General features: G+C 43.4%; 22 protein-coding genes and 9 tRNA genes. 15 read left to right on the top strand and 16 right to left on the bottom strand.

What is annotated here, in order from left to right:
- The first annotated feature begins 104 nt into the window (after positions 1-104).
- Positions 105-632: a GNAT family N-acetyltransferase gene (locus D1814_RS01280; protein WP_118489743.1), complete on the top strand. Its 528-nt coding sequence runs from the start codon at positions 105-107 to the stop codon at positions 630-632.
- A gap of 38 nt (positions 633-670) precedes the next feature.
- Here the strand turns inward: D1814_RS01280 and D1814_RS01275 are convergent, their stop codons facing one another.
- The 5 genes from D1814_RS01275 to D1814_RS01255 all read right to left on the bottom strand — a co-directional run bounded on the left by D1814_RS01275 (position 671) and on the right by D1814_RS01255 (position 3066).
- A complete protein-coding gene (locus D1814_RS01275; protein WP_118489742.1) occupies positions 671-2293 on the bottom strand; it encodes a response regulator in 1623 nt (540 codons plus the stop codon).
- Positions 2294-2654: 361 nt separating this feature from the next.
- Positions 2655-2730, bottom strand: a tRNA-Val gene (locus D1814_RS01270).
- Positions 2731-2766: 36 nt separating this feature from the next.
- Positions 2767-2842, bottom strand: a tRNA-Val gene (locus D1814_RS01265).
- A 36-nt stretch (positions 2843-2878) separates the two neighbouring features.
- Positions 2879-2954: transfer RNA gene (locus D1814_RS01260), tRNA-Val, on the bottom strand.
- Positions 2955-2990: 36 nt separating this feature from the next.
- A tRNA-Val gene (locus D1814_RS01255) sits at positions 2991-3066 on the bottom strand.
- Positions 3067-3707: 641 nt separating this feature from the next.
- On the opposite strand from D1814_RS01255, the gene gltX reads away from it, so the two are divergent.
- The 10 genes from gltX (at position 3708) to dusC (ending at position 9240) form a co-directional block, all read left to right on the top strand.
- Positions 3708-5117 carry a glutamate--tRNA ligase gene (gltX, locus tag D1814_RS01245; RefSeq protein ID WP_118489740.1) on the top strand — a complete coding sequence of 470 codons (1410 nt, stop codon included), beginning with the start codon at positions 3708-3710 and terminating at the stop codon, positions 5115-5117.
- 85 nt (positions 5118-5202) lie between these two features.
- Positions 5203-5278, top strand: a tRNA-Ala gene (locus D1814_RS01240).
- Positions 5279-5424: 146 nt separating this feature from the next.
- Positions 5425-5500, top strand: a tRNA-Glu gene (locus D1814_RS01235).
- A 155-nt stretch (positions 5501-5655) separates the two neighbouring features.
- Positions 5656-5731: transfer RNA gene (locus D1814_RS01230), tRNA-Glu, on the top strand.
- Between the two features lie 155 nt (positions 5732-5886).
- Positions 5887-5962 (top strand) — tRNA-Glu (locus D1814_RS01225).
- 157 nt (positions 5963-6119) lie between these two features.
- Positions 6120-6195, top strand: a tRNA-Glu gene (locus D1814_RS01220).
- 417 nt (positions 6196-6612) lie between these two features.
- Positions 6613-7518 carry a M14 family metallopeptidase gene (locus D1814_RS01215; protein ID WP_118489739.1) on the top strand — a complete coding sequence of 302 codons (906 nt, stop codon included), beginning with the start codon at positions 6613-6615 and terminating at the stop codon, positions 7516-7518.
- A gap of 58 nt (positions 7519-7576) precedes the next feature.
- Positions 7577-7798: a hypothetical protein gene (locus tag D1814_RS01210; RefSeq protein ID WP_118489738.1), complete on the top strand. Its 222-nt coding sequence runs from the start codon at positions 7577-7579 to the stop codon at positions 7796-7798.
- A complete protein-coding gene (locus D1814_RS01205; RefSeq protein WP_118489737.1) occupies positions 7795-7968 on the top strand; it encodes a DUF1289 domain-containing protein in 174 nt (57 codons plus the stop codon). Before D1814_RS01210 ends, D1814_RS01205 begins: the two co-directional genes overlap by 4 nt.
- A 333-nt stretch (positions 7969-8301) precedes the next feature.
- Positions 8302-9240: a tRNA dihydrouridine(16) synthase DusC gene (dusC, locus tag D1814_RS01200; RefSeq protein ID WP_118489736.1), complete on the top strand. Its 939-nt coding sequence runs from the start codon at positions 8302-8304 to the stop codon at positions 9238-9240.
- Positions 9241-9266: 26 nt separating this feature from the next.
- Here the strand turns inward: dusC and D1814_RS01195 are convergent, their stop codons facing one another.
- The 3 genes from D1814_RS01195 to D1814_RS01185 form a co-directional block, all read right to left on the bottom strand.
- Positions 9267-10241 carry a transposase gene (locus D1814_RS01195; RefSeq protein WP_118489735.1) on the bottom strand — a complete coding sequence of 325 codons (975 nt, stop codon included), beginning with the start codon at positions 10239-10241 and terminating at the stop codon, positions 9267-9269.
- Between the two features lie 330 nt (positions 10242-10571).
- Positions 10572-10754, bottom strand: coding sequence for a hypothetical protein (locus tag D1814_RS01190; RefSeq protein ID WP_118489734.1), 183 nt, complete (start codon positions 10752-10754; stop codon positions 10572-10574).
- Positions 10755-10800: 46 nt separating this feature from the next.
- Positions 10801-11457: an arylesterase gene (locus tag D1814_RS01185; RefSeq protein WP_118489733.1), complete on the bottom strand. Its 657-nt coding sequence runs from the start codon at positions 11455-11457 to the stop codon at positions 10801-10803.
- A 16-nt stretch (positions 11458-11473) separates the two neighbouring features.
- On the opposite strand from D1814_RS01185, the gene D1814_RS01180 reads away from it, so the two are divergent.
- Together D1814_RS01180 and D1814_RS01175 are read left to right on the top strand one after the other, a co-directional pair.
- Positions 11474-12172: an ABC transporter ATP-binding protein gene (locus D1814_RS01180; RefSeq protein WP_118489732.1), complete on the top strand. Its 699-nt coding sequence runs from the start codon at positions 11474-11476 to the stop codon at positions 12170-12172.
- Positions 12173-14695 carry an ABC transporter permease gene (locus D1814_RS01175; RefSeq protein WP_118489731.1) on the top strand — a complete coding sequence of 841 codons (2523 nt, stop codon included), beginning with the start codon at positions 12173-12175 and terminating at the stop codon, positions 14693-14695.
- A gap of 282 nt (positions 14696-14977) precedes the next feature.
- Here D1814_RS01175 and D1814_RS01170 read toward each other — a convergent pair whose 3' ends face one another.
- Both D1814_RS01170 and folX read right to left on the bottom strand, forming a co-directional pair.
- Complete coding sequence (locus D1814_RS01170; RefSeq protein ID WP_118489730.1) at positions 14978-15874, bottom strand: TIGR01777 family oxidoreductase; 897 nt, start codon at positions 15872-15874, stop codon at positions 14978-14980.
- Between the two features lie 22 nt (positions 15875-15896).
- Entirely contained in the window at positions 15897-16265 is a 369-nt protein-coding gene (gene folX, locus D1814_RS01165) for a dihydroneopterin triphosphate 2'-epimerase (protein WP_118489729.1), read from the bottom strand.
- Positions 16266-16338: 73 nt separating this feature from the next.
- Between folX and D1814_RS01160 the strand changes: the two genes are divergently transcribed.
- Positions 16339-17379 (top strand): AI-2E family transporter, encoded by a 1041-nt coding sequence (locus tag D1814_RS01160; protein WP_118489728.1) that lies wholly within the window; start codon positions 16339-16341, stop codon positions 17377-17379.
- Positions 17380-17712: 333 nt separating this feature from the next.
- Here the strand turns inward: D1814_RS01160 and D1814_RS01155 are convergent, their stop codons facing one another.
- Genes D1814_RS01155 through D1814_RS01145 form a run of 3 tightly spaced genes read right to left on the bottom strand, consistent with a single transcriptional unit; the run spans position 17713 to position 19986 of the window.
- Positions 17713-19044, bottom strand: a complete 1332-nt coding sequence (locus D1814_RS01155) for an ATP-binding protein (RefSeq protein ID WP_118489727.1) — start codon at positions 19042-19044, stop codon at positions 17713-17715.
- Positions 19041-19715 (bottom strand): response regulator transcription factor, encoded by a 675-nt coding sequence (locus D1814_RS01150; protein WP_118489726.1) that lies wholly within the window; start codon positions 19713-19715, stop codon positions 19041-19043. The genes D1814_RS01155 and D1814_RS01150 overlap by 4 nt, the downstream gene beginning before the upstream one ends.
- 1 nt (position 19716) lies before the next feature.
- The gene (locus D1814_RS01145) at positions 19717-19986 is read right to left on the bottom strand and encodes a PepSY domain-containing protein (protein WP_118489725.1); all 270 of its coding nucleotides are present in this window, start codon (positions 19984-19986) and stop codon (positions 19717-19719) included.
- Positions 19987-20700: 714 nt separating this feature from the next.
- On the opposite strand from D1814_RS01145, the gene D1814_RS01140 reads away from it, so the two are divergent.
- Complete coding sequence (locus D1814_RS01140) at positions 20701-21165, top strand: pyridoxamine 5'-phosphate oxidase family protein (protein WP_118489724.1); 465 nt, start codon at positions 20701-20703, stop codon at positions 21163-21165.
- Between the two features lie 267 nt (positions 21166-21432).
- On the opposite strand, the gene D1814_RS01135 is transcribed toward D1814_RS01140, so the two are convergent.
- The 3 genes from D1814_RS01135 to trpB are packed head-to-tail and all read right to left on the bottom strand — an operon-like array spanning position 21433 to position 23727.
- Positions 21433-21732, bottom strand: coding sequence for a YciI family protein (locus tag D1814_RS01135; RefSeq protein ID WP_118489723.1), 300 nt, complete (start codon positions 21730-21732; stop codon positions 21433-21435).
- Positions 21733-21736: 4 nt separating this feature from the next.
- Positions 21737-22546, bottom strand: coding sequence for a tryptophan synthase subunit alpha (gene trpA, locus D1814_RS01130; RefSeq protein WP_118489722.1), 810 nt, complete (start codon positions 22544-22546; stop codon positions 21737-21739).
- Positions 22546-23727: a tryptophan synthase subunit beta gene (gene trpB, locus D1814_RS01125; RefSeq protein ID WP_118489721.1), complete on the bottom strand. Its 1182-nt coding sequence runs from the start codon at positions 23725-23727 to the stop codon at positions 22546-22548. Before trpB ends, trpA begins: the two co-directional genes overlap by 1 nt.
- Positions 23728-23732: the final 5 nt, after the last annotated feature.

Below are 23732 nucleotides of genomic sequence, written 5' to 3'. Positions count from 1 at the left end.
ATGTAGGTCGAAATAAAAAGCATCGAATAAGTTTGGTTTGTTGTAAAAATAAGCTATATTCAGCGCTGTAAGTATATTAAAAATAATAATCATAAAGGAAGTATATGCATATCAAGGACAGTGCGCGTCTCTCCTACCATTATATCACCGAAAAAGACGCCGATTTCTTATGGGAGCTCGACCAAGACGAGCAAGTCATGAAGTATATAAACGGTGGTAAAAAGTCCTCAAAAGAAGATATCCGTGATATTTTCGTTCCTCGTTTTCAAGCATATTCCAACCCTGCTTTGGGGTGGGGGCTTTGGCGTGTAGAGACGCTAACAGAAAAAGAAAGCATCGGTTGGATTTTAGTTCGCCCTTTTGGTTTTTTTACCCAACACCCCGAAAGTGACAATATGGAATTAGGCTGGCGGTTTAAAAGTCACACGTGGGGCAAGGGGTACGCCACTGAGGCTGCTCAAGCAATAAAAAGCGCCCTTTATGACATTGGTGTAGAAAAGTTTTCGGCAATTGCTAACCCAGAAAATAGTGCGTCTATTAATATTATGAAAAAGCTGGGCATGACATTCAGTCATGAGCTTGAATACAAAGACAAACTCTATCATGAGACAGTGGTAGTCTATTCAAACTAGTCTATTGCGCTATTAAACCAAAGAGCGGATTGGTGAAATTATTGGTTCTTCAATATGTTCTTTACATTCTGGTAGCGGGCATGCTGATCTTCAGATAGGGCTGTTGTTTCAAGAGTCTTTCTGCATTTGTTAATGGCCGCTACTGTGTCAGGAAGCATAGGCGCGTTAGCCTTTCTTGCTCTAATAATGGCTTGAAGGTAGTTAAGTGCAATTGAAGGGTTTTTAGGCATAACCTGAAATGCTTGCGCGAAGGTGGTATAAGATTGCTCCAAATTACCCCGCTTATACTGGGCCACTGCCGTGTTGTTGAGTGTTTTAGGGCTTAATGTAATCGCTTCTTTTTCTTCTTTCTCCTGCTTTAAATAGGTTGCCATTAGGTTTAATTCATCATCACTCTCTTGCTGCCTTGAATAAATCGCATCTAAGATTGCAAGAGACTCTTTTTTTAGCCCAACCTCATGAAGCGCTTTGGCTCTATCAAGTAATGCTTCTGAGGAATGGTGTTGAGCATGGTCTGTGTGAAAGTCTGACAACAGCATTTGGGCTTTGGCCGTATCATCCTTTAAGTAGTGAAGTCGGGCGTCGATCACTGTTAATTCATCATTTACAGCCGCTTTGGGGTGGGCTCTTTTCAGCTGACGTAAATAGTCGTTTGTTTGTTTAACAATGCTGTTTACGTGTTCAGGCTCAGCGGTCATCGCAAAATCAACACCTGCTCTGGCGGCAGTTAGATAAATATCTGGTTTATCGTAGATAGAGTTTTTTGCATAGCGTACAACTTTTTTCGCACTGTTAAACTGGCTTTCGTAATCGTGTGTGATACGTGCAAGGTTTATCGCTGTCTGATGCCTGGGGATATTATGAGGTGAAATGTTGCATGCTAGCGCTATACACTCTAGCGCATCATCAAACGATGATTGCTTAATCTGTAGTTTGGCGAGTAAGTCGTATGCCTCTAATGCAGAATCAGGGCGCATTGCCAGCTGGATTATTTCTCTTTCTGCATCATCAAGCTCATTTAGTGCTAGAAGACATTTCGCAATCCCCATTTGAGCCCAGCTAAAATCTTGGATGTTTATTATTGACTCAAAGAAGGCTAAAGCTTCCTGGAATCTCTCGGTGATAATAAATAAATCACCTTTAATCTTCATCGCTAGAGGAAAATGTTCGGCATGCTCGGGTTGTAACAGGAAATGCTCAACTTCGGCAAGGGCCTTCTCATAATCCTGTTTGTCCATGAATGAATAAACATTTTCAAGAGCCTTTTTCCTTGCTAGAACGCGGGAAAGCCGACGGTCTAATTCGTTAACAGAAAATGGCTTGGCAATGAATTCGTCTGGCTGCAGTTCGATGATTGCGTGGACGACTTCTGCCGATGTATCTGCGCTAGTGAAGATAAATGCGCTGGTGAGGGGGAGTGAGTGAGAGTCGTTGAGTTGCTCAAGTAAAAAGTAGCCGCCTTGTTCCGAACGTAAGTTATAAGAACAAATGATGGCGTCATAAGTGTGTTCTTGTAGCGCTGACAGTGCATGAGACGGCCTATCAACATAGTCCATATTCCTAAAACCTAGCTGCTCAAGGGCATAGTGCATATGGCTTTTTGCCAGCACCTGATCTTCGGCAATTAACAACTTAGTATTTCTAGCTAAGTGTAGCTTCATTAAAGGGTAGCCTTTAGGACAGTTGTGGGACTCACCATACCACGATAATTATTTTTAAAGTATAGCTCGTCATAGAGACTATCGCATAGTTGAGGTAATTCGTAGTGAATATAGTCAGTAGAAACTTCGTGGTAAATAGGGTGGTTAAGTGATTGGTTCGATTTTGGGAGGCGCAATCTTTGGCATAGCTAAGCGGTAAGGGTAAGTGGTAAGCAACAGCATTGCTGATTTAGTGCTTTTTTTACAAGTGACTGATTTGGTTTAAAGTGTTAATTGATTTTGCACTATCAAGGTGAAGATAAACTGAGACTGTTAGTTTTAAGGCGTAAGTACGACGATTTTAAGGAATACTTAAAGAGGATGGTGGACGCTACTGGGCTTGAACCAGTGACCCTCGCCTTGTAAGGGCGATGCTCTCCCAACTGAGCTAAGCGTCCGTATTTTGATTTCACTGTTTAGCCACTGTGAGGAAGTGGTGGACGCTACTGGGCTTGAACCAGTGACCCTCGCCTTGTAAGGGCGATGCTCTCCCAACTGAGCTAAGCGTCCGTATTTTGATTTCACTGTTTAGCCACTGTGAGGAAGTGGTGGACGCTACTGGGCTTGAACCAGTGACCCTCGCCTTGTAAGGGCGATGCTCTCCCAACTGAGCTAAGCGTCCGTATTTTGATTTCACTGTTTAGCCACTGTGAAGAAGTGGTGGACGCTACTGGGCTTGAACCAGTGACCCTCGCCTTGTAAGGGCGATGCTCTCCCAACTGAGCTAAGCGTCCGTATTTTGTAAAACCTTGCCTAAGCAAGTGGGGCGGTATTATAGAGTCGGTTCCGTTAGTGTCAACAATAAAATTAAAGAAAAATGACTGTGTGCCCGAAATTTAGCCACTCTGACTGCATCTTAACTAAATTGATGAAAAGAGCAGCGTTTTTAAATGAGATGTTTAGATATAAGGAAGTGCTTAAAATGTGCTGGAAGGGGACAGACACTAATTTGAAATGCTTAAAATGGACAGACACTCGCTTCAAGTTGGTGCGGGAAGGCACCCTTACCAAGTTCAAGCCTGCAATTAGTATTCAGATTATTCATGTCTATTTATAAAAGGTTAAAGTGAAGTTAAAGTGGACACACACTTATTAATGCAGAATTAAACGCGACCAACCCTAAAAGCATTTCAGCTCATATCATCGGACACCCACTTATAAATCAAAAAAGTGTCTGTCCCTTTTTGGCTCGTTGAGCAATAGATTGTCATTCGGTGAGTTCATTTGAGCTGAAAAAGCTGTTGGATAATTAACTAGGGACAATAAGTGCCTGTCCACTTTATTATCCTTCTACTCTCAACCTACTTTTGAAGTCGTGCGGAGACTGGTAGAATGCGCCCATCTTTAGAAATACTATTAACAATAGAGAGTGACCATGTCGGTTGTTACACGATTTGCACCTAGCCCCACAGGCTATCTTCATGTTGGTGGCGCACGAACTGCGCTTTATTCTTGGCTTCTTGCGAAAAGCAAAGGCGGTGAGTTTGTTCTTCGTATTGAAGATACAGATATTGAACGTTCAACAGAAGAGGCTAAGCAGGCTATTCTAGACGGTATGCAATGGTTAGGTTTAACCTGGGATACAGGCCCTATCTATCAAACTGAGCGTTTTGATAGATATAAAGAACTTATCCAGCAGCTTCTGGATGAAGGAAAAGCGTACAAATGCTTTATGAGTTCTGAAGAACTAGATGCTATTCGTGAAGCACAAAAAGAGCGCGGTGAAAAACCTCGTTATCCAGGTACATGGAGAGACAGAACTGACCACCCTGAAGGTCAGCCGTTTGTAATTCGCTTTAAAAACCCTTTAGAAGGCAAAGTGGTTATTAACGACCATGTCCGTGGAAAAATTGAGATAAGCAATACAGAGCTTGATGATCTTATTATTCAGCGCACTGATGGCACGCCTACCTATAACTTCTGTGTAGTTGTGGATGATTGGGACATGGGGATTTCGCATGTAGTGCGTGGTGAAGACCACATTAATAACACGCCACGTCAAATAAATATTCTTGAAGCCCTTGGTGCACCGGTTCCAGAATATGCCCACGTTTCTATGATTTTGGGTGATGACGGTAAGAAACTGTCAAAACGTCATGGTGCAGTAAGCGTCATGCAGTATCGTGATGATGGTTTCCTACCGCAGGCTGTACTTAATTACCTTGTTAGATTGGGATGGTCACACGGCGACCAAGAAGTTTTCTCTGTCGATGAGATGATTGAGAAATTTAGTTTGGATGCAATAGGGCAGTCTGCATCGGCATTTAATACAGAAAAGCTAATTTGGTTAAATCAGCATTACATAAAGTCATTGCCAGCAAGCGAGGTTGCCTCACATGCTAAATGGCATTTCGAACAGTTAAACGTTGATTTAACAACGGGCCCAGCGCTTGAATCGATAATTGCTATTCAAGCGGATAGAGTTAAAACACTTAAAGAGTTAGCAGAGATTTCTACGTACTTTTATCAAGACTATGAAGATTTCGACGCGAACGCCGCGAAAAAACACCTTCGTCCTGTCGCTCGAGGCCCATTAGAGCTTGCTAAAGATAAATTAATGGCAATTGAAGAGTGGAACCCAGAAAATATCCAAGCTGCTATTAATAGTACGGCTGAAGAACTGGAAGTAGGTATGGGTAAAGTAGGCATGCCGCTGCGTGTAGCTGTGACAGGTGGTGGCAATTCACCGTCTCTAGATATCACGTTGAATCTTATCTCAAAAGAGAAAATTGGCGAGAGAATCGACAAAGCGCTTACTTTTATAGCAAACAGAGAAAATTCATAAAAAAAGCGTTGACATGACAGAAGGGGATGCCTAGAATGCGCCCCGCTGTCACGGAACAGTCACACAAAATGACTGGTACCATGATGGGGCCATAGCTCAGCTGGGAGAGCGCCTGCATGGCATGCAGGAGGTCGGCGGTTCGATCCCGCCTGGCTCCACCAAGTCACATTGAGTTGTGGTTTGATATAGGCTGAAGTTTATTAAACTTCGGATAGAAATTTCAGTAAGAATAAGGTCGCTCGGTTCGCAGAGCTCACCTCTCCTTACAGAAATTTAGTGAAGCTTAGCTTCATTGAACAAAATTTCTGTCCCCTTCGTCTAGAGGCCTAGGACACCGCCCTTTCACGGCGGTAACAGGGGTTCGAATCCCCTAGGGGACGCCATTTTATCGCGTCACAGTCGATTAAAACTGTGAAATAGGCTGGAGTTGATTAAACTTCGGATAGAAATTTCAGTAAGAATAAGGTCGCTCGGTTCGCAGAGTTCACCTCTCCTTACAGAAATTTAGTGAAGCTTTGCTTCACTGAACAAAATTTCTGTCCCCTTCGTCTAGAGGCCTAGGACACCGCCCTTTCACGGCGGTAACAGGGGTTCGAATCCCCTAGGGGACGCCATTTTATCGCGTCACAGTCGATTAAAACTGTGAAATAGGCTGGAGTTGATTAAACTTCGGATAGAAATTTCAGTAAGAATAAGGTCGCTCGGTTCGCAGAGCTCACCTCTCCTTACAGAAATTTAGTGAAGCTTCGCTTCACTGAACAAAATTTCTGTCCCCTTCGTCTAGAGGCCTAGGACACCGCCCTTTCACGGCGGTAACAGGGGTTCGAATCCCCTAGGGGACGCCATTTTATCGCGTCACAGTCGATTAAAACTGTGAAATAGGCTGGAGTTGATTATTCAACTTCTGACTGAAAGTTTCGGTAGGGTAAGGTCGCTCAGTTCGCTGGCTCACTTCTCCTTACTGAAAATATCGAAGGCAAAGCTTTCGAAAGAAGATTTTCAGTCCCCTTCGTCTAGAGGCCTAGGACACCGCCCTTTCACGGCGGTAACAGGGGTTCGAATCCCCTAGGGGACGCCATATCGAGAAAACCAGCCATCCGGCTGGTTTTTTTGTTTTTGTCTCCGGAAACTTTGTGGACAGACACTTTTATACTTCCTCAACCACTAACCGCTTTTAACTGCCAGTGCTGCTAGCGGACAGTCACTTATATTTTCTTCCTCAGCAAATAACTATTGAAGTGCAGCCAGTGGACAGTCACTCACATTTTTTTCTTAGCAAATAGCCATCCAAGTAATACTAAGTAAACCTTTCATTCTTATTCTAGAGTGAACTAATCGTTTGCAAGGGTAGGCGCCAACACACCGCTGAACATTTAACTTTTTAGGATATGAAGCGTAAAGATCTTATGTCACAACTGTCGATTAATCTCTTTTAGAATAGATACGAAAGCTTACTGAGCTGTTATGATCTTCTAAATAGAAAAAGAGGTGTTATATGCAGAATTATCCAATTGGGACTCCGGGTGAACCATGGAGCGAGAAAGAGAAATCGCAGTGGAAATCTCAACAGACTGTCAAAAGAAGTTACCAAGAAGAAGTACTCGATAAACTTTTCAATATTATTCATGAAGGCTTTGAACTAAAGCAGTATGGTTCTCTCCCATACGATTCTGAGCGCTATCCGTTATATGCAGTAGTTCCAAATAACTTTGATACTAAAAAGCCTACAGCGCTCGTTACGGGTGGAGTTCACGGTTATGAAACGAGTGGCGTGCAAGGCGCGCTTCAGTTCATTGATACAAAGTTGTCTCATTATGCAGAGCGGATAAATATTGTTATCGTGCCGTGTGTAAGCCCTTGGGGCTACGAGACGATAAATCGATGGAATCCAATGGCAGTAGATCCAAATCGTTCATTTTACAGCGACTCTCCGGCACCAGAATCCGCTCTGCTCATGCAGCTAGTGTCTGACCTAGCGTTGTCGTTAATGCTTCATATCGATTTACATGAAACTACCGATACAGATAATACTGAATTCAGACCAGCGCTGGCAGCACGGGATGGTGTTAGCCATGATAACTGGAATATACCTGACGGTTTCTATATGGTTGCAAACACGTCGAATCCACAAATAGAGTTTCAAAAAGCTGTGATTAATGCGGTGAAAAAAGTAACGCATGTTGCTCCTGCAGACGAGAACGGCAAGATTATTGGAGCAAATGTAGTGAGTGAAGGTGTTATCTGCTATGACAAAAAGGCTTTGTACCTATGTGGAGGTATGACAGATGCCAAATACGTTACAACAACGGAAGTTTATCCCGATAGTGATAACGCGACACCTGAAAACTGTAACGACGCTCAGGTAGCCGCGATCTGTGCAGCGCTCGATTATTTAAAATAGACGGTTGAACGTTTAGACGTCTAGATGTATATTTGAGCCTCTTTTATAGGAGGCTTCTGTGTTTATTTATTCTGCAGTTATTTACGACGGCAAAAAACAAAATTTAGTGCGGTATGAATGTCGGACAGACACTGAGTTTGCTTCATATCTTGAATCGCGTTTTGGTTGTCATGTTTGTTTATGGTCAAATAAAGAACTGTCGGAAAACACAATGGCGGCTATAGCTACTTCGCATGCAAAAAGTAAAAATGAAGGTTTAGATAAAACAGAAGCTTTATGAGTTCAACATCACCGTGTATCGCCTTGTGTAGATTGAATGAAGATGAAATTTGCGTCGGATGCAAACGTACTATTGATGAAATCGTAAAATGGCGGACATACACTGACAACCAAAAGCTGGCCGTACTTGCTCGCCTAAAGAGTATAGATAAGGATACTACTTCCAAATGATGTGATAATGATAAGCTAAAATTTGACGTTGTAACTAAGATAATAAACCGCTTTATAACAGCCCCTTTTTTAGTGGACAGACACTCAAGCTTTAACTCAGCACTTAGCCGAAAAGCCACACGACTTAGTTAGCTCCGTGGACAGGTACGACTTAGATAGCTTCGTAGACAGGCACTTACTCATCATTAGGACAATCCATTCAGCAGTGTTCTTAGTCCAATGAAACGGACAGTCACAAAGTTGATAAACTAAGCACCAAAGTCTGGCTGAAATTAACGCTTTTTGCTAAACTCCCGCGCCAATTTTATGTTCTATTAACGTGAGACGTCTGTAATGAAAGTAATGCTTGCCCCCATGGAGGGCGTTGTCGACCACTTAATGAGGGATATGCTCACTCGTGTGGGTGGTTTCGACCAGTGCGTTACTGAGTTTGTAAGGGTTGTTGATCAAAAATTGCCTAAGAAAACGTTTTATCGACTTTGTCCGGAGCTAAACAACGGCGGCAAGACACCCTCAGGCGTACCAGTAAGAGTCCAACTGCTAGGGCAACATCCACAGTGGCTTGCAGAAAATGCCCAAACAGCGATAGAGTTGGGCTCTCCGGGCGTTGACTTAAACTTTGGTTGTCCTGCCAAAACAGTTAATAAGAGTAAGGGAGGCGCGGTGTTGTTAAAGGAGACCCAAACCCTTTACGATATTGTGAAAGCTGTAAAGGACGCCGTTCCAGCAGAAATCCCAGTTTCAGCCAAAATAAGATTGGGCTTCGATGATAAATCTTTAGCTATCGATAACGCTATTGCAATCACTGAAGCCGGCGCATCTGAGCTCGTTGTTCATGCACGGACTAAAACTGAAGGTTATAAACCACCTGCTTATTGGGACTGGATAGCGAAGATCAAGCAGCACACTGATATTCCAATCGTAGCAAATGGCGAAATTTGGAATGCTGAAGATGCAATACGTTGTCAGAATCAGTCGGAATGCACTAATCTAATGATCGGGCGAGGGGCCTTGGCAATGCCTAATTTGGCGTTGAGTATCAAAGAAGGTAACGCCCCTATGCCCTGGTCTGAACTTGCAGCGTTACTAATACAATATTCTGGCTACGAAATTTTCGGTGATAAAGGAAAATATTACCCTAATCGCATAAAACAGTGGTGCGGCTACCTAAAAAGACAATACCCAGAAGCTGAAATACTATTTAATGACATCAGACGTCTCACGAACTCTCAAGACATCGTCGACGTCCTTGCTCGCCAAGCTGATATTTAGCTAAATAATGTCGTTGCTTTATCGACTCAAGATAAATATTTCTGAGCATTAGAAACGTTGGGGCGACATGCTCTTTGGCAACATCTAGCAAAATTCTCCATCATCTCTGGACACCCGACAGGACCGGTAAAGAGGGTTTCGAAGTTACTGGTCACTAGGTGCCAATTTTCTTTTGTCATCCCAAGCTTATCGAGCAATCTGTTAGGAAGCTTTGGCACTCTGCAGGTCTTGCTATTCCGCTCTACGTTCAATGTATCAGTAACAAGTTGTAAGTAATCTTTAAAAGCAAAAGGCAAACTCTCAGCTAGCTTTTTCTTACTGTCATTAAAGGGCATTAGAAACTTAGGTACTTTGTTCGAGCGCTTTGCATTTAAGCGGTACTGAATACTAGTGTAATGGGAGTTGTTGAGTGTTTTCGCTGTCTTTGCTCTGATGGGGTTCAAATCGACATATGCCATCACGCTTGCCAGCGCTTTTTCATCCAGTATTGCTTGAGATCTAAATCTTCTCTCCCAGAAATAGCCTTTACACTCATCTTCTTTATTAGCTTTGCGAGCTATGTATTCATTTAACAGGCGCATAAACCAGCTTATGCTTTGAAGTCGCTCTCGATATATAACAGATAGCGACTTCAATTCTTCTCGCTCTTCTACTGTTACTGATTCAAAGTCTTCTAGATATCGCTGTACTAGGGGAGGGCATTTGTAAAACATTCTCCATCTAAGCAATACTTCATCCATGGTCCAGCCATCAGCTCTCCCCTTCGCTATATGGAGTACAACATGAATATGGTTATGCATTACAGCGTAAGCGCATAAATCAATTGCAAAAGCTTGCGATAGCTTGTGAAGCCTATCTTGAATCCATTTTCTTCTATGTTCGTAGTTTATGCCCGTGCGTGAATCACGACCACACAGATAGGATTGCCTTACGCAGCGAGAAATACAATGGTAGTAAGGCGTGACATCGGTGTTAATTTGTTTGTAACGAGGTAAAGGCATATCCGTATCCCATAGCTATTTATTAGTATTATGAGATTTACAGCGCTAATTTTAAGTGGTCTTTGGAACAGTTTTGTTGATGTTAGCGAATGGCTGATTCTAAAAAGGACTTCCTGGTTAACTTTTCGAACGGTAGTTAGTTAATAGTTGAGAAGGGAAATCATGGACAGACACTCAAGTTTGATAGTGGGAGAGGAGTAATGGATAGACACTTAAGTTTGATAGTGAATAGGTAAACACTCATATGTCAAAAAATAAAAAATGCATAAGAAAAAGGACAGACAATCTTTGGCTAGCAAGTGTCTGTCCTTTATACGCTTTTTTAGAAAACTATACGAATACATCCACTCTTGAACCCACTCGTCCATCATTGGTACTTGCTGCCTGCTGCGTACCTTGGGGCTGGGTCTCGCGACTTTCCTGCACATTACGCGGTTCAGCCTGCTGAGCAGGTCGCTGAGGCGATTCTAAAATAGTGGAAACGGGCGTCGAATTGACAGAAGAAACATCCATAAACAAACCTCATGTTGAAGCAACTTATCAATTAAAGGTAGCACATTTATTGAGCTTTAAGGATTAAACTTCTTAAGTGTCTGTCCATAAGTTTAGCGATCAACGGTTGTGCCTCAGCATTTGGGTGAATTCCATCGTTTTGCATTAAGTCTTTATTCAGCGCTATGTCTTCGAGAAAAAAAGGAATTTTCTGAACGTTTTGGATCTCGGCTACCTTACTGAAGTTTTCGGTAAACATTTGGGTATAACGCCTTCCATAATTAGAAGGAATTTGCATTTCTTGCAAAAATACGACGGCATTATTTTCTTTTGCAACCTTTACCAATGAACTCAAGTTGTTTCTAATCTTGCCAATATTATGACCCTGAAGCCCGTCGTTGCCTCCCAGTTCAATTAGTACATGGGTAGGGTTGTGTTGCTCTAATAAACGGGGAAATCGCGCTAAGCCGCCATCAGTGGTTTCTCCGCTTACCGCAGCGTTTACAATATCAATCGGAATATTATCGTCTTGCCACATTTTTTGTAACAAACTGACCCAACCTTCATGTTGCTGTAATCCATAAGCCGCGGATAAACTGTCACCCAAGACTAGCAAAACCGCATTTTCGCTTGTGTCACTGTTCTTGGCTTGATCTGATAGCGCTTGAAAGGGTATTAAAAGAATAAGTAAAAAAGCGAACAAATAACGAAATTTAACAAACACGAATTGATGACCTCTTATGATAAAAGCTAATGCTGTAACCAAAGTAGTGGATACGAGCGAAGGTTCACTGCAGATCCTTCGTCCTATTTCTTTTGAAGTCAAGTCTGGTGAGTCCGTCGCCATTATTGGTGCGTCAGGCTCTGGTAAATCAACCCTTTTGGGGTTATTAGCTGGGCTTGACCAAGTTACAGAAGGAGAAATATTTCTAGATAGCGAAGCACTTCACAGCATGAACGAAGAAGAGCGCGCTATTTTAAGAGGAAATAAAGTGGGCTTTATCTTCCAAAGCTTTATGTTAGTTCAAAGCTTAACAGCGCTTGAAAACGTCATGCTGCCAGCAGAAATTGCAGGGCTTGATAACCCTAAAGCGCTTGCTCTTGATATTCTTGAGCAGGTTGGTTTAAAGCATCGCGCGCATCACTTCCCTAATCAGTTATCCGGGGGCGAGCAGCAACGCGTTGCCATTGCGCGAGCGTTTATCACCTCGCCTAAAATACTTTTCGCCGATGAGCCTACCGGCAACCTCGACGCCAAAAATAGTGAAAAGATAGAAGCACTTCTATTTAAAATGAATAGAGAAAAAGGAACGACTCTTGTCCTCGTTACCCACGATAATGAGCTCGCAGAACATTGTGATAGGCAACTCACCATGAATGCGGGAGAGTTAATTGAAACAACGGGCGCGAACTCAATAAATAAGAAAGAGGCGGTGTAGATGTCGACGTCTTTTAATTTAGCTTGGCGGCTTTTTAAGCATGAAGCCAGGCGCGGCGAACTCACCATTATATTGCTGGCTATAGTGTTGTCTGTAGCGGCCGTGTTGTCGCTGTCGCTGTTTAGTGAGCGCTTGCAAGGCGCACTCAAGTCTCGCTCAGCTGCGTTTATTGCAGCAGATGCTCAGCTTCGTTCAGACGACCCTATAAACGAAGATTGGTTAGCTAGAGCGCGAGAAGAAGGGCTCGCGACTGCAAAGCAAGTGGCGACACGCTCAATGGTATTTAAAGATGACGAGATGTCGCTTGTCGATTTGCGAGCGGTGAACAACGCTTATCCTCTAAAAGGGACAGTCAATATTACTAATCAGCCTTTTGGAGAAAAACGCGCTACTACTGAACTGCCAAAGCCGGGCGAAGTCTGGGTTCAGTCTCGGCTTTTTCAGAATTTAGGGCTCACTATTGGCGATGACATAGAAATTGGCGATGGCACTTTTACGGTAACGCATGTTTTAGTAGACATTCCGGATGCAGGTTTTAGTGTATTTAACACCGACCCAATCGCACTTATCGATTTGAGCGATTTAGATAAAACCGCCGTTACTGGTCCAGGAAGTCGGGCTCGTTATGTTGGCTTTTTTGCGGGTGACTTAGGCGATCTGGAAAGTTTCAATAAATGGTTACTGCCTCAACTGAATGACGATTTACATTCGTGGCGGACAGTCGAAGATGATGAGTCAGCAATAGGACGCTCAGTGGCAAGTGCCGAGCGTTATTTTCTTTTAGCGAGTTTGTTAGCCATAGTGTTGGCAGCGGTCTCGATTGCTGTTGCTGCGCAGCGTTATGCCCAGCGCCACTTTGACCCCGTAGCAATAATGAAGACCTTAGGTGCAACAAGTAAAATAATCCGAAAAGTATACTTGTTTCAGATTTTATTTATTACCGTACTGGGTATTTTCATCGGTCTTGTTATCGGTTTTATCGGACAACAAGTAGTGGTTACTCTGGTAGCGGATAGAGTGGATGTATCCCTTGACGTTTGGCACTGGCGGCCGGTCTTAATTGCCGTTGCTACAGGCGCGACTTGTGCTTTGCTCTTTTCCCTGTATCCGCTTTTGCAGCTGTTTTCAGTGCCCCCGCTTCGCGTATTAAGAAAAGACATCTCGGCGAATCTCCGTTCCAGAAGCATTCAGTTTGTGGCTTCAGGCGGCGCGATATTCTTATTGATGTGGATGTACAGTCGCGATCTCAAAATTAGCGCTATTTTATTTGTGTCTGGTGCCGCGCTTGTTCTTGGGCTGCTTGGCGCAACCTATATCCTAATTGCGATTGGTCGCAAGCTGGGTAGTGGCAGAATGGGCCCATGGCAATTAGCTTGGGCACGCATTAAGCGCAGAGCGATGGACAACAGTGTGCAGCTTATTAGCTTTTCAGTCACTATAATGCTGCTTTTAGTGGTTCTAGTAATGCGAAATGACATGGTTTCGCAATGGCGTTCGCAATTACCCGAAGGTACACCAAACTACTTCTTGATAAACATCACACCGGACATTCAGCCAGAATTGGACAGGCACTTCGCTGATAATGGGGTAAATATCGAAGAGTTTTATCCTGTTATCCGAGGGCGATTCGTTTCGGTAAATGGGGAAGGGGTCAATACTGAAGTTTCCAAAGAGGACGAGCCAAATCGTGAAGGTCGAAGAGGTCTAGGTAGAGAAGCGAACCTAACGTGGAGTAACTCGTTACAAAAAGAAAACGAGATTATTGAAGGGAAATGGCATGGAAATGTGGAAACACAGTACACCGAAGGATGGTTCCCAGTCTCTGTTGAAGAAGGTGTGGCTAAAAGATTAAATATTGAAATGGGCGATAGGCTTACTTTTAATGTGGGAAGCGAAATCGTTGAAACGAAAGTAACGAGTATTCGAACCGTTAACTGGCAGACCATGCAGCCTAATTTCTTTTTCGTTATCCATCCAGATGCGATGGCTGCGTTCAGCCCAACGTATATCACTAGTTTTTACCTGCCCACCGATAGGAAGGCTGAGTTAACGAACCTCTTAAAGCCATTTGCTTCAATCACAATGTTTGATGTAGACGCTCGAATAAATCAACTTCGAGAGATTGTGGACCAGGTTTCTGTCGCCGTTGAGTTTATTTTGGTACTGGTTTTAATGTCGGGAAGTCTAGTATTAATAGCGCAGGTACAGGCGAGTATGGATGAGCGCAAGCAGGAAATAGCCATACTTCGCACACTTGGTGCTAAGGGCAGTCTAATAAGGAAAAGCGTAATTTTTGAATTTGTTATCATCGGCGTAGTCGCAGGCTTTATGGCTGCAATGGCGAACGAATTAAGTTTGTACTTACTGCAAACCACAGTATTTCAAATGGAAGCGAGTTTACATCCTGAGTACTGGGCTATAGCACCAAGCGTCGGTGCCATTGTTGTAGGCGTTCTAGGTGCGTTTGGTTGCTATCGGTTGCTTACGCTGAATACTGGACAGATGCTAAGGAATATGGTTTAGGTCTACATTTATGGTTTGGACAGTCACTCAGCTACAAAGAGTGGCTGTTCGCTTTAGGTGTCTGCAGAGAGAGTCTGTTCATTTTTGTTTTGCCCGCCTTGGATTTCTTCTTACTCAAACACAACGATTCATAATACACTTACACTGTGATGTATTTTGGAAGCAAGTAGTATCCTTGTCCGAAGCGAGTTTGTCAGCAGTCAAAAGTATCAAATGTGGACACACACTTTCTTTTGAATTTGAGTGTCTGTCCACAATTTTTGGGAGTTACTGGGTATTCGATTAGCTGCTGTATATCTCGTCCAGCGCTTCTTCGATAGACGGGAGCCCGAACTTGAAGCCAGCAGAGATAAGCTTTTGAGGAATGACTCGTTGACCCTCTAATATCATCTTTGATGACTCGCCCATTGCTATCTTCATAACGAAGCTCGGTACGTTAAAAAGGCAAGGGCGACCCAGCGCTTTCGCAAGCGTTTTAGAAAACACCTTGTTCGTAACAGGCTCCGGAGCAGTTAAATTGAACGCACCAGTACAAGCGCTATCTTCTAACAAAAAAGAGATAGCACTAACCATGTCCTGTAAGTGAATCCAAGCTAAGTACTGATTTCCACTCCCCAGTGTACCTCCGGCACCTAGCTTAAAGGGCATAGCCATTTTTCCAAGCGCTCCGCCTTTATCGGTAAGCACTACGCCAGTACGGAGCGTAACCACACGAGTTTTCGTTTGATCTACGCCTTGAGCAATAGCTTCCCATTTTGCACATAAATCATGGGTGAACTCATCGCGAGCAGAGGTCTCTTCAGTTACAAGCCTGTCTCCCTGGCTGCCGTAATAACCAATTGCAGAACCCGATAAGAAAACTGACGGCGGTGTTTCACAGCTGTTTATTTTAGAAACTAATTCAGCAGTAATATCCCAACGGCTATCGCAAATCCTTTTCTTTTGAGTGGCTGTCCAACGTTTATCAGCGATAGGTTCACCAGCTAAATTTATAACAGCATCGAAGTTCTCGAAGTTTTTTATCGAAGCAATGCTTTCTACAATATCAACTCGATTTCCTAGTTTATTCTTTGCCTTTGCAATATCGCGAGAAATCACAGTGAATGAGTGTTTATCTGAATATTGGCGAATAAATTCTCTGCCAATCAGCCCGGTACCACCAGTCAAAAGAATGTTCACGATTAGCTCCTTCCGGTATAACCTATCCCGATTTATTACAAGACAGCGTCAGAGACACTGAATCAGAAAATCTAAGCGCGTGGGGCTTATCAACTTCAACCTCGGCGTAACGTACTGAAGAGTGTTCCGACGCAATACTTAGTACATCTGCGGTAAGCTTTTCTAAAAGGGAGAAACGGTTGTCTTCGACGAGTTTGATAATTGCCTTTGTAATCGTTTTATAATTGAGCGCGTCACTCATATCGTCGGTGTTTGTCGCCTTTTCAGCGTCATAATCAATTTTTACGTTAACGACAACATCCTGTTTGTTTTTTATCTCATCTTCATTGATGCCAATGTATGTGCGTAGTCTTAAGTTTTTAATTTTAATAGTGGCAAGATTAAAGTTCATTGAAGTCTCTTGTTTGTAGTTGTTTATAAGTCGTTGTAAAGTACTGTCGTTTCAGTTAGGAATGTAGCACATAATGTCAATGGAACTACGCTCGCCAACAGCAAAGATTCTTATCGTTTTAGCGTGTTTAGTGATAGTGATGGCAGGAATTAAAGCTGCCAGCACAATCATGGTACCGTTTTTTCTCTCTATTTTTATAGCGATCGCGTGTAGTCCAATTATACGCTGGACCTCTAAATTCGGCGTCCCCAAATGGCTATCAATCACCTTTGTTATACTGCTTATTGTTGTTTTTGGTTTTCTTTTAGCTGGCTTAGTCGGCCAGTCTATGACCGAGTTTAGAGAAAACTTGCCGGAGTATAGAAGTAAGCTTGATACAGAGTTTGCTTGGGTTGTGGCGAAGTTGGCTCAGTTCAACATTCACATAAATAGAGAGTTGATCGCTTCTCACCTTGACCCAGCAACGGCCATGTCTGTGGCAACGAATTTTATTAGCGGAATGGGCGGCGTTCTTTCTAACCTATTCCTAATACTTTTGACTGTCATTTTCATGCTTTTTGAAGCAGATAGTATTCCTCGCCGTTTTCATATCGCGCTTGCAGATCCTGGGATGAAACTGAAGCACATCGACAAATTTATACGTTCTGTAAACAGTTATTTAGCGATAAAAACTGTAGTTAGTTTAGGTACTGGTTTGATAATTGGTGTTTGGCTGTACGTGCTGGGGGTAGACCACTTCATGTTATGGGCCGTGTTGGCCTTCATGCTCAACTTTATTCCAAACATAGGTTCTATTATTGCGGCAGTGCCGGCAGTATTAATCGCATTTGTTCAACTTGGTCCAGCCTCAGCAGGCTTCGCTGCACTCGGTTTTGTACTTGTAAATACCATCATGGGTAATATGGTCGAGCCTAGACTAATGGGGAAGGGCATGGGGCTCTCTACACTTGTAGTATTCCTATCATTGATATTTTGGGGTTGGTTATTGGGCACCGTCGGAATGCTGCTATCGGTACCTTTAACCATGGTAGTAAAAATAGCACTTGAATCTCGCGAAGAAAGTAAGTGGCTTGCGGTGTTGTTATCAAGTGAAGGCGAAAAATCCACTTCGTAAACCTAGATCAATATAGCGCATCAATAGATAGTGGACAGACACTTGCTTGGACTTGTGCAAAGTACTTTCTTTAGAGGACAGGCACTTTTTTAAAGAAAGTGACTGTCCATTACAAGCTACTGGTCCATAAAGCTTTAAAGAGAAAGTTGTAAAAGGGACAGACACTCAAATGTTTTTAGCAACCTTAATGCCGCATAGCTAAACGGTAAATTTAAAAAGTGTCTGTCCGATATCAGGCTTTTTGAGAAAAATTAAGTGTGTGTCCTTTTTAGGCTCGCTTTCAACCGTTAAAGGCTCACTGCTTTATGCCTTAGCCTGTGGACTTTTACACAACTAATCGTGATTTGGGAATTGAATAACGATACGAGCGCCGCCAAGCGCGCTGTCTTTGATAAGCATTCTACCCTCGTAGATTGAAACTAGGTCGGTAGCCAGGGCCATTCCAATTCCGTGGCCTTCTGTGTAGGTATCAAGTCGGGTTCCTCGCTCTAGTAAAAGTACTTTTTTGTCGTCCGGTATACCTGGTCCGTCATCTTCAACATTGATTGTGAGCCAACCCCCACTCGTTTCTGCAGAGATAACGATTCTACCCCGAGCCGCTTTGCACGCATTATCTAAGAGGTTGCCACAAAGCTCCATAAAGTCTGTTTCGTCCCCTTTGAACTGGAGGTTATCATCCATTTCGATTTCAATGGTTAGGGCTTTCTCTTGATAAACTTTGTCCATAGCATCGGCAAGTTTGTGCAATACGGGCAAAACATCAATAGCTTGTTGCCAACCAGATTTTCCTGCACTTGCTCTTTTCAGCTGGCGTTTAATGATTCTGTCAATTTGCTGAAGCGAGTCTTTTACTTCGGTTGGTAAATTGCTATTCCCCGAAGCTACTGCAAGTGGTGTTTTCAAACTATGTGCTAGGTCACCTAAGCTGTTTTTATACCTAGCTCTTTGGGCAGCTTCAGTTTGAAGTAATCCGTTGATAGACTCTTTTAAAGAATCAAATTCGACGGGGTATCGAGATTCTAACTCTCGTTTGTTACCGCTAGAAGCTTGTGAAATTTCGTCAATCAGCTTTCTAACAGGTAGAAGAACTAAGCTTATACCTATAATGATAAAGACTAAAAGTGCAATGCAAAGAGTGACTATCCATTGCCACGTTGTGCTTAAAAAAGTATTTCTCTCAGCTTCAAAAAGTGCTTTATTATTAAATATATAAAACCTTACTGGTTCGAAATCTCTGCTTGATGCAAACTCAGCAGTAAAGGCATATACAAAAAATTGGGATGCTTCCTCAAATGTGGGAGTATAGGATTCCAAGAACAACTCGTTACCTACTGCCACGTCTATTTCGGGTGGAGAAAAAGTATACTCTAGGGCAGAAGCTGACTGCCAAATCACTTCATCTCGAAAAACGATAACGCCAAGATAACCAGAGCCAGGTAGGTTTAGCTGTTCTTCGTATAAAATTTCAGGCATATAGGGCAGGTCGCCATCTAACTCGAAAGCAGATAGCAGCCCCAAGTTCATCAACCTAAGCTCGCTCATCTTGGCTTGTGTAAGGCTATCGGTATAAGCTTCGTCCAAAATGACAACAGTAAAAGGCGCAAAAAGTGCAAGTAGAACTATCGCTAGAAATATACTTCGTAAACGAAGCGACAACTGCCTCATAAACTTCTATTGATCCTGTAGCCTCTACCTCGAAGCGTTTCGATTGGTTTCAATTCACCTGACGGGTCTAATTTCTTGCGCAGTCTTCCTACAAAAACTTCAATGACATTGCTGTCTAAATCGAAATCTTGATCGTAAATATGTTCGGTTAGCTCTGTTTTAGAGATGACCTTTTGCGGATTGAGCATAAGGTACTCCATAACTTTGTATTCATACGCGGTTAAATCTAAAGCCTCACCGTTTAGCGATAGCTCTTCGCTTACTGTATCCAGCGAAATAGGACCGAACTGAATCGTAGGGTTTGCTTGTCCTGAAGCTCTTCGAATGAGAGCTTTCGTCCGAGCAAGCAGTTCTTCGTTATGAAAAGGCTTAGTGAGGTAGTCATCGGCGCCTGCATCAAGTCCTTCTACCTTTTCTTGCCAACGATCTCTCGCTGTTAGAATAAGTATGGGGCATGCGATGTCAGCTTGGCGAGCTTTTCTTATAACCTCAAAGCCGTCAAGTTTTGGCATACCTATGTCGACGATAGCCAAGTCATAGCTATATTCTTTAATGAGGAAAAGCGCGTGTTCGCCGTTATCAGCTAAATCTACGCTGTAACCGTTTTGTTGAAGCAGTGCATCAAGTTGAGTTAATAATCTGCTGTCGTCTTCCGCTACCAGAATGCGCATGTTAGTCCTTATCTTTGCTTGTTTTCACCTTGCCGGAACGTTTGTCTACATCTACCGATACTACTCGTCCCGACTTTTTGAGGACTTTAACACGGTAGTTTTTTGAGGTTTTTTCAACTTTTAAAACGCGTCCATTTGCAGCAGCGCGAGCGCGCTCTGCTGCTTCGCTTTTTGAGATATCGCTCCCAGAGCCTTGCAACGCCATAGCGGGCGCTATGTTAGATGAGGCTAACATTAAACAAACTACTGCAACACGAAGCGATGATGTCATACAACCTCACAAATATTATCCCATTCAGGCCAAACTAAAGATAAGTATAACTTGGTTAACTGAACCCATTCTGAACTAGGTTTTAGTCTACCTTGCAGATTAAAAACTGTATATAAGCCTTAAGTAAATGGCATTTACAAAAGAGTGGACAGACATAGACAAGATTAGTTAGCCATATGAGTGGCTGCGTAAAATTTTAAAGCAAAGTACAGGTGTGGACAGACACTTAGATGGGCATAGGTTTCGAGGTTAATTGTAGAGTGTCTGTACAAAGTTTGGTTTTAAAGCTCGATTCAAAGTCTGGTTTGCAGGAGTTACTGATCTAAAAAATTAGAAGGTTATTAACGCAACGGTATTGAGTAATCTTTACTCTGGCTTTGAAAAAGTGTCTGTCCACAATATTGTTTTCTGATACAGCAAACGGGGGCACTGTGCTTTTGAGTGACTGTCCACCATTTTCACTAGAACTTTTAGAAATGAAATTACAAAGTTAGTGTCTGTCCGAACCTGCACTTCTCAGGGGGTAGATGGAAGTGACCATGTCTCTTAACAATAGCTTTTGGCAAGAAAATTGGCTGGCTTTTGTTTCTTTGGCATACCATGTGCGAGTCATAGACTTCAAATAAACCAAAAGCTTGAAAGTAATGTGCTTAGTTCAGCCGCTTAAATAGTAGAGGCGTTGGACAGACACTTTACGTTCAACAAGGAGGAACAATGTCGAGCGATATTAAGAAAACTATGTGGAAAGCAATGTCAGATAGCCCAAAGGTAATGGTAAGTCTGGTCGGTGAGGATATGCATGCCGAGCCTATGTACGCCCAAATTGATAAAGACGCTGATAGCGAGTTTTGGTTTTACACTAGTCGAGACAACCGCATTGCTAAAGGTGGAAAAGCCATGGTTCACTTTGCTTCTAAGGGGCACGATGTATTTGCGTGTATTCGAGGCAATCTCACCGTTGAGTCACGCAAAGAGGTGATTGATAAATATTGGTCTAACCCAGTAGAAGCATGGTTCGAGAAAGGTAAAGATGACCCTGCTTTGTTAATGCTTCGCTTTGAGTTAGCTGATGCAGAGGTGTGGGATGCAGACCCTTCACTTAAAGGCATGTTCAAAATGATGACGGGGAAAACAGTGAAGCCAGAAGAGATGGGCGACCACGAAAAGGTAGACCTGTAAACCCAATGTTTAGAGTCAATGGCATAACGTATTTTTGAAAAGCTACGAAAGCGGCTCAGTCAAACAAGTGTCTGTCCACAATCAAACGTGGGTATAGTTACAAGTGACTGTCTGAAATTGGCTTACAAAATAAGTGTCTGTCCACTATTGGCTATATCCACTATTGGCTATATAAAAGTAAATAAAAAAGCCCCTGAAAATCGGAGTAACCCGGTTTTCAGGGGCTTTCGCTATTTGTTTCTTACGACATAGCGTTTAGCTAAAAGCCTAAGGTAAAACCTTTTTATAAGGCTTAACTACAACACTTTCGTAAACACCTGCCTCAATATACGGGTCGCCGTCTGCCCATGCTTGGGCGTCCTCTAGTGAATCAAACTCTGCTACCACTAGCGAGCCCGTGAAACCAGCTGGACCTGGATCTGGGCTGTCTACCGCTGGGAAGGGGCCAGCCATGACTAAACGGCCTGCGTCTTTTAATGTATTCAAACGCTCAAGGTGGGCAGGGCGCGCCGCAAGTCGCTTTTCTAGACTGTCCGCAACATCGGTTGCACAAATCATATATAGCATGCGCTTATCCTTTCGCCGTAGCCGCTTTCATGTTTTCAACGAAGCTGCCGAGCTCACTTAGCATTTTGTGACTGTCCGATAAATTCGCAGCGATGATATTCACTGTCGCCGAGCCCGAAATCGCACCCGCGGCTCCAGCGTCAATGGCAGATTTAACCTGTTCAGGTGTAGAAATACCAAAACCTAACAAGGCTGGTGCTGCTTTGTGTTTGTTTAAGCGTTCAATAAGCTCTGACGCAGGTACGTTTGCGGCAGTTTCTGCGCCAGTAACGCCCGCACGACCCAGCAAATACGTGTAACCTTTCGAGTATTCCCCGATTTTTTCCATAGTTTCATCAGTAGCATTAGGCGGTGCAATCAGAATTTGTGAAATGCCCGTTGCTTCCGCAGCCTTCTGGAAAGGTGCCGCCTCGCGAATTGGCACGTCGGCAACCAAAATTGAATCAACACCTGCTTCTTGCGCTTTGCTATAAAAATTCTCAACACCTTGAGCCATAACCAGGTTACTGTATAGCAATAAACCAATCGGAACGTTAGGATATTTTGCGCGAACCCGTGAAATTACGCCTAAGCAATCCGCTACCGTTACCTTGTTACTTAATGCGCGGATGGCTGAGGCTTGAATAGTCGGGCCATCAGCGATAGGGTCAGAGTAAGGAATACCTAACTCAAGAGCATCCGCACCACTCTCAACAAGCTTGCAAATAACGGCTTCAGATTGTTCTAAATCAGGGTCGCCTACCATAACGAAAGGTACGAATGCGCCTTGGTTCTTTTCATCAAGGCCGGCAAACATTTGTGCATATCTATCCATTATAAATCGTCCCCTAAAATGTTGATAACGTGCGCTAAATCTTTGTCGCCACGACCTGATAAGTTAACTACGATGATGGTCTCTTCTTCCGCTTCATCTGCCATGTTAAGCGCGTGCGCTAAAGCATGCGACGATTCAAGGGCAGGAATAATACCTTCTTTTCTAGCAAGCAATTGGAATGCGTTTAGCGCTTCTTCGTCGGTTGCTGCTACGTATTCCGCTCGTCCAATGTCGTGAAGATAGGCATGCTGAGGGCCTACAGCAGGGTAGTCGAGACCAGCCGATACTGAGTAGCTCTCTTCAATCTGGCCTTCGTTGTCTTGCATAATGAAGGTGTAAGCGCCGTGAAGAATACCTTTTGTTCCCGTCACGATAGTTGCACCGTGTTCTTTGGTATGCACCCCTTTACCCGCAGGCTCAACGCCCACTAGGCGTACAGAAGGCTCATCAATGAAGTCTGCGAACATACCGATAGCATTTGAGCCTCCGCCCACACATGCCACTACTGCATCAGGAAGGCGGCCTTCTTTTTCCATAATTTGTGCACGAGTCTCTTCGCCTATCATTCGGTGATATTCACGAACAATAGTAGGGAACGGATGAGGGCCCGCAGCGGTACCTAATAAGTAGTGCGCTTTATCATAGTTTGCTGACCAGTCGCGCATGGCTTCATTTACGGCATCTTTAAGCGTACCTGAGCCCGCGTTTACAGGGATAACCTCTGCGCCCATAAGCTTCATACGGAACACGTTTGGCGCTTGGCGTTCAACGTCTTTCGCACCCATATAAATACGTGCTTTAAGCCCAAGCAACGCACATGCTAAAGCAGTAGCAACACCGTGCTGACCTGCGCCAGTTTCGGCAATAACTTCTTTTTTACCCATACGCTTGGTAAGTAGCGCTTGGCCTAATACTTGGTTAGTTTTGTGCGCGCCGCCGTGAAGTAAGTCTTCACGTTTTAAGTATAATTTTACTTTTGGGTTACTCACTAGGTTGCGAGTTAACGTCATTGATGTCGGGCGACCGGCATAGTCTTTTAACAAAGATAAAAACTCTTCGTTGAAGGCTGGGTCGTCCTTGGCATCCAAAAATGCTTTTTCCAGCTGGTCTAGCGCTGGAATAAGTAGTTCGGGCACGTACATGCCACCAAATTCGCCAAACTTTGTATCTAACTGGTTCATTACGT

Source organism: Alteromonas sp. BL110, from assembly GCF_003443615.1.
Classification (GTDB): Bacteria; Pseudomonadota; Gammaproteobacteria; order Enterobacterales; family Alteromonadaceae; genus Alteromonas.
This window is presented reverse-complemented; position numbering and strand designations above follow the sequence as displayed.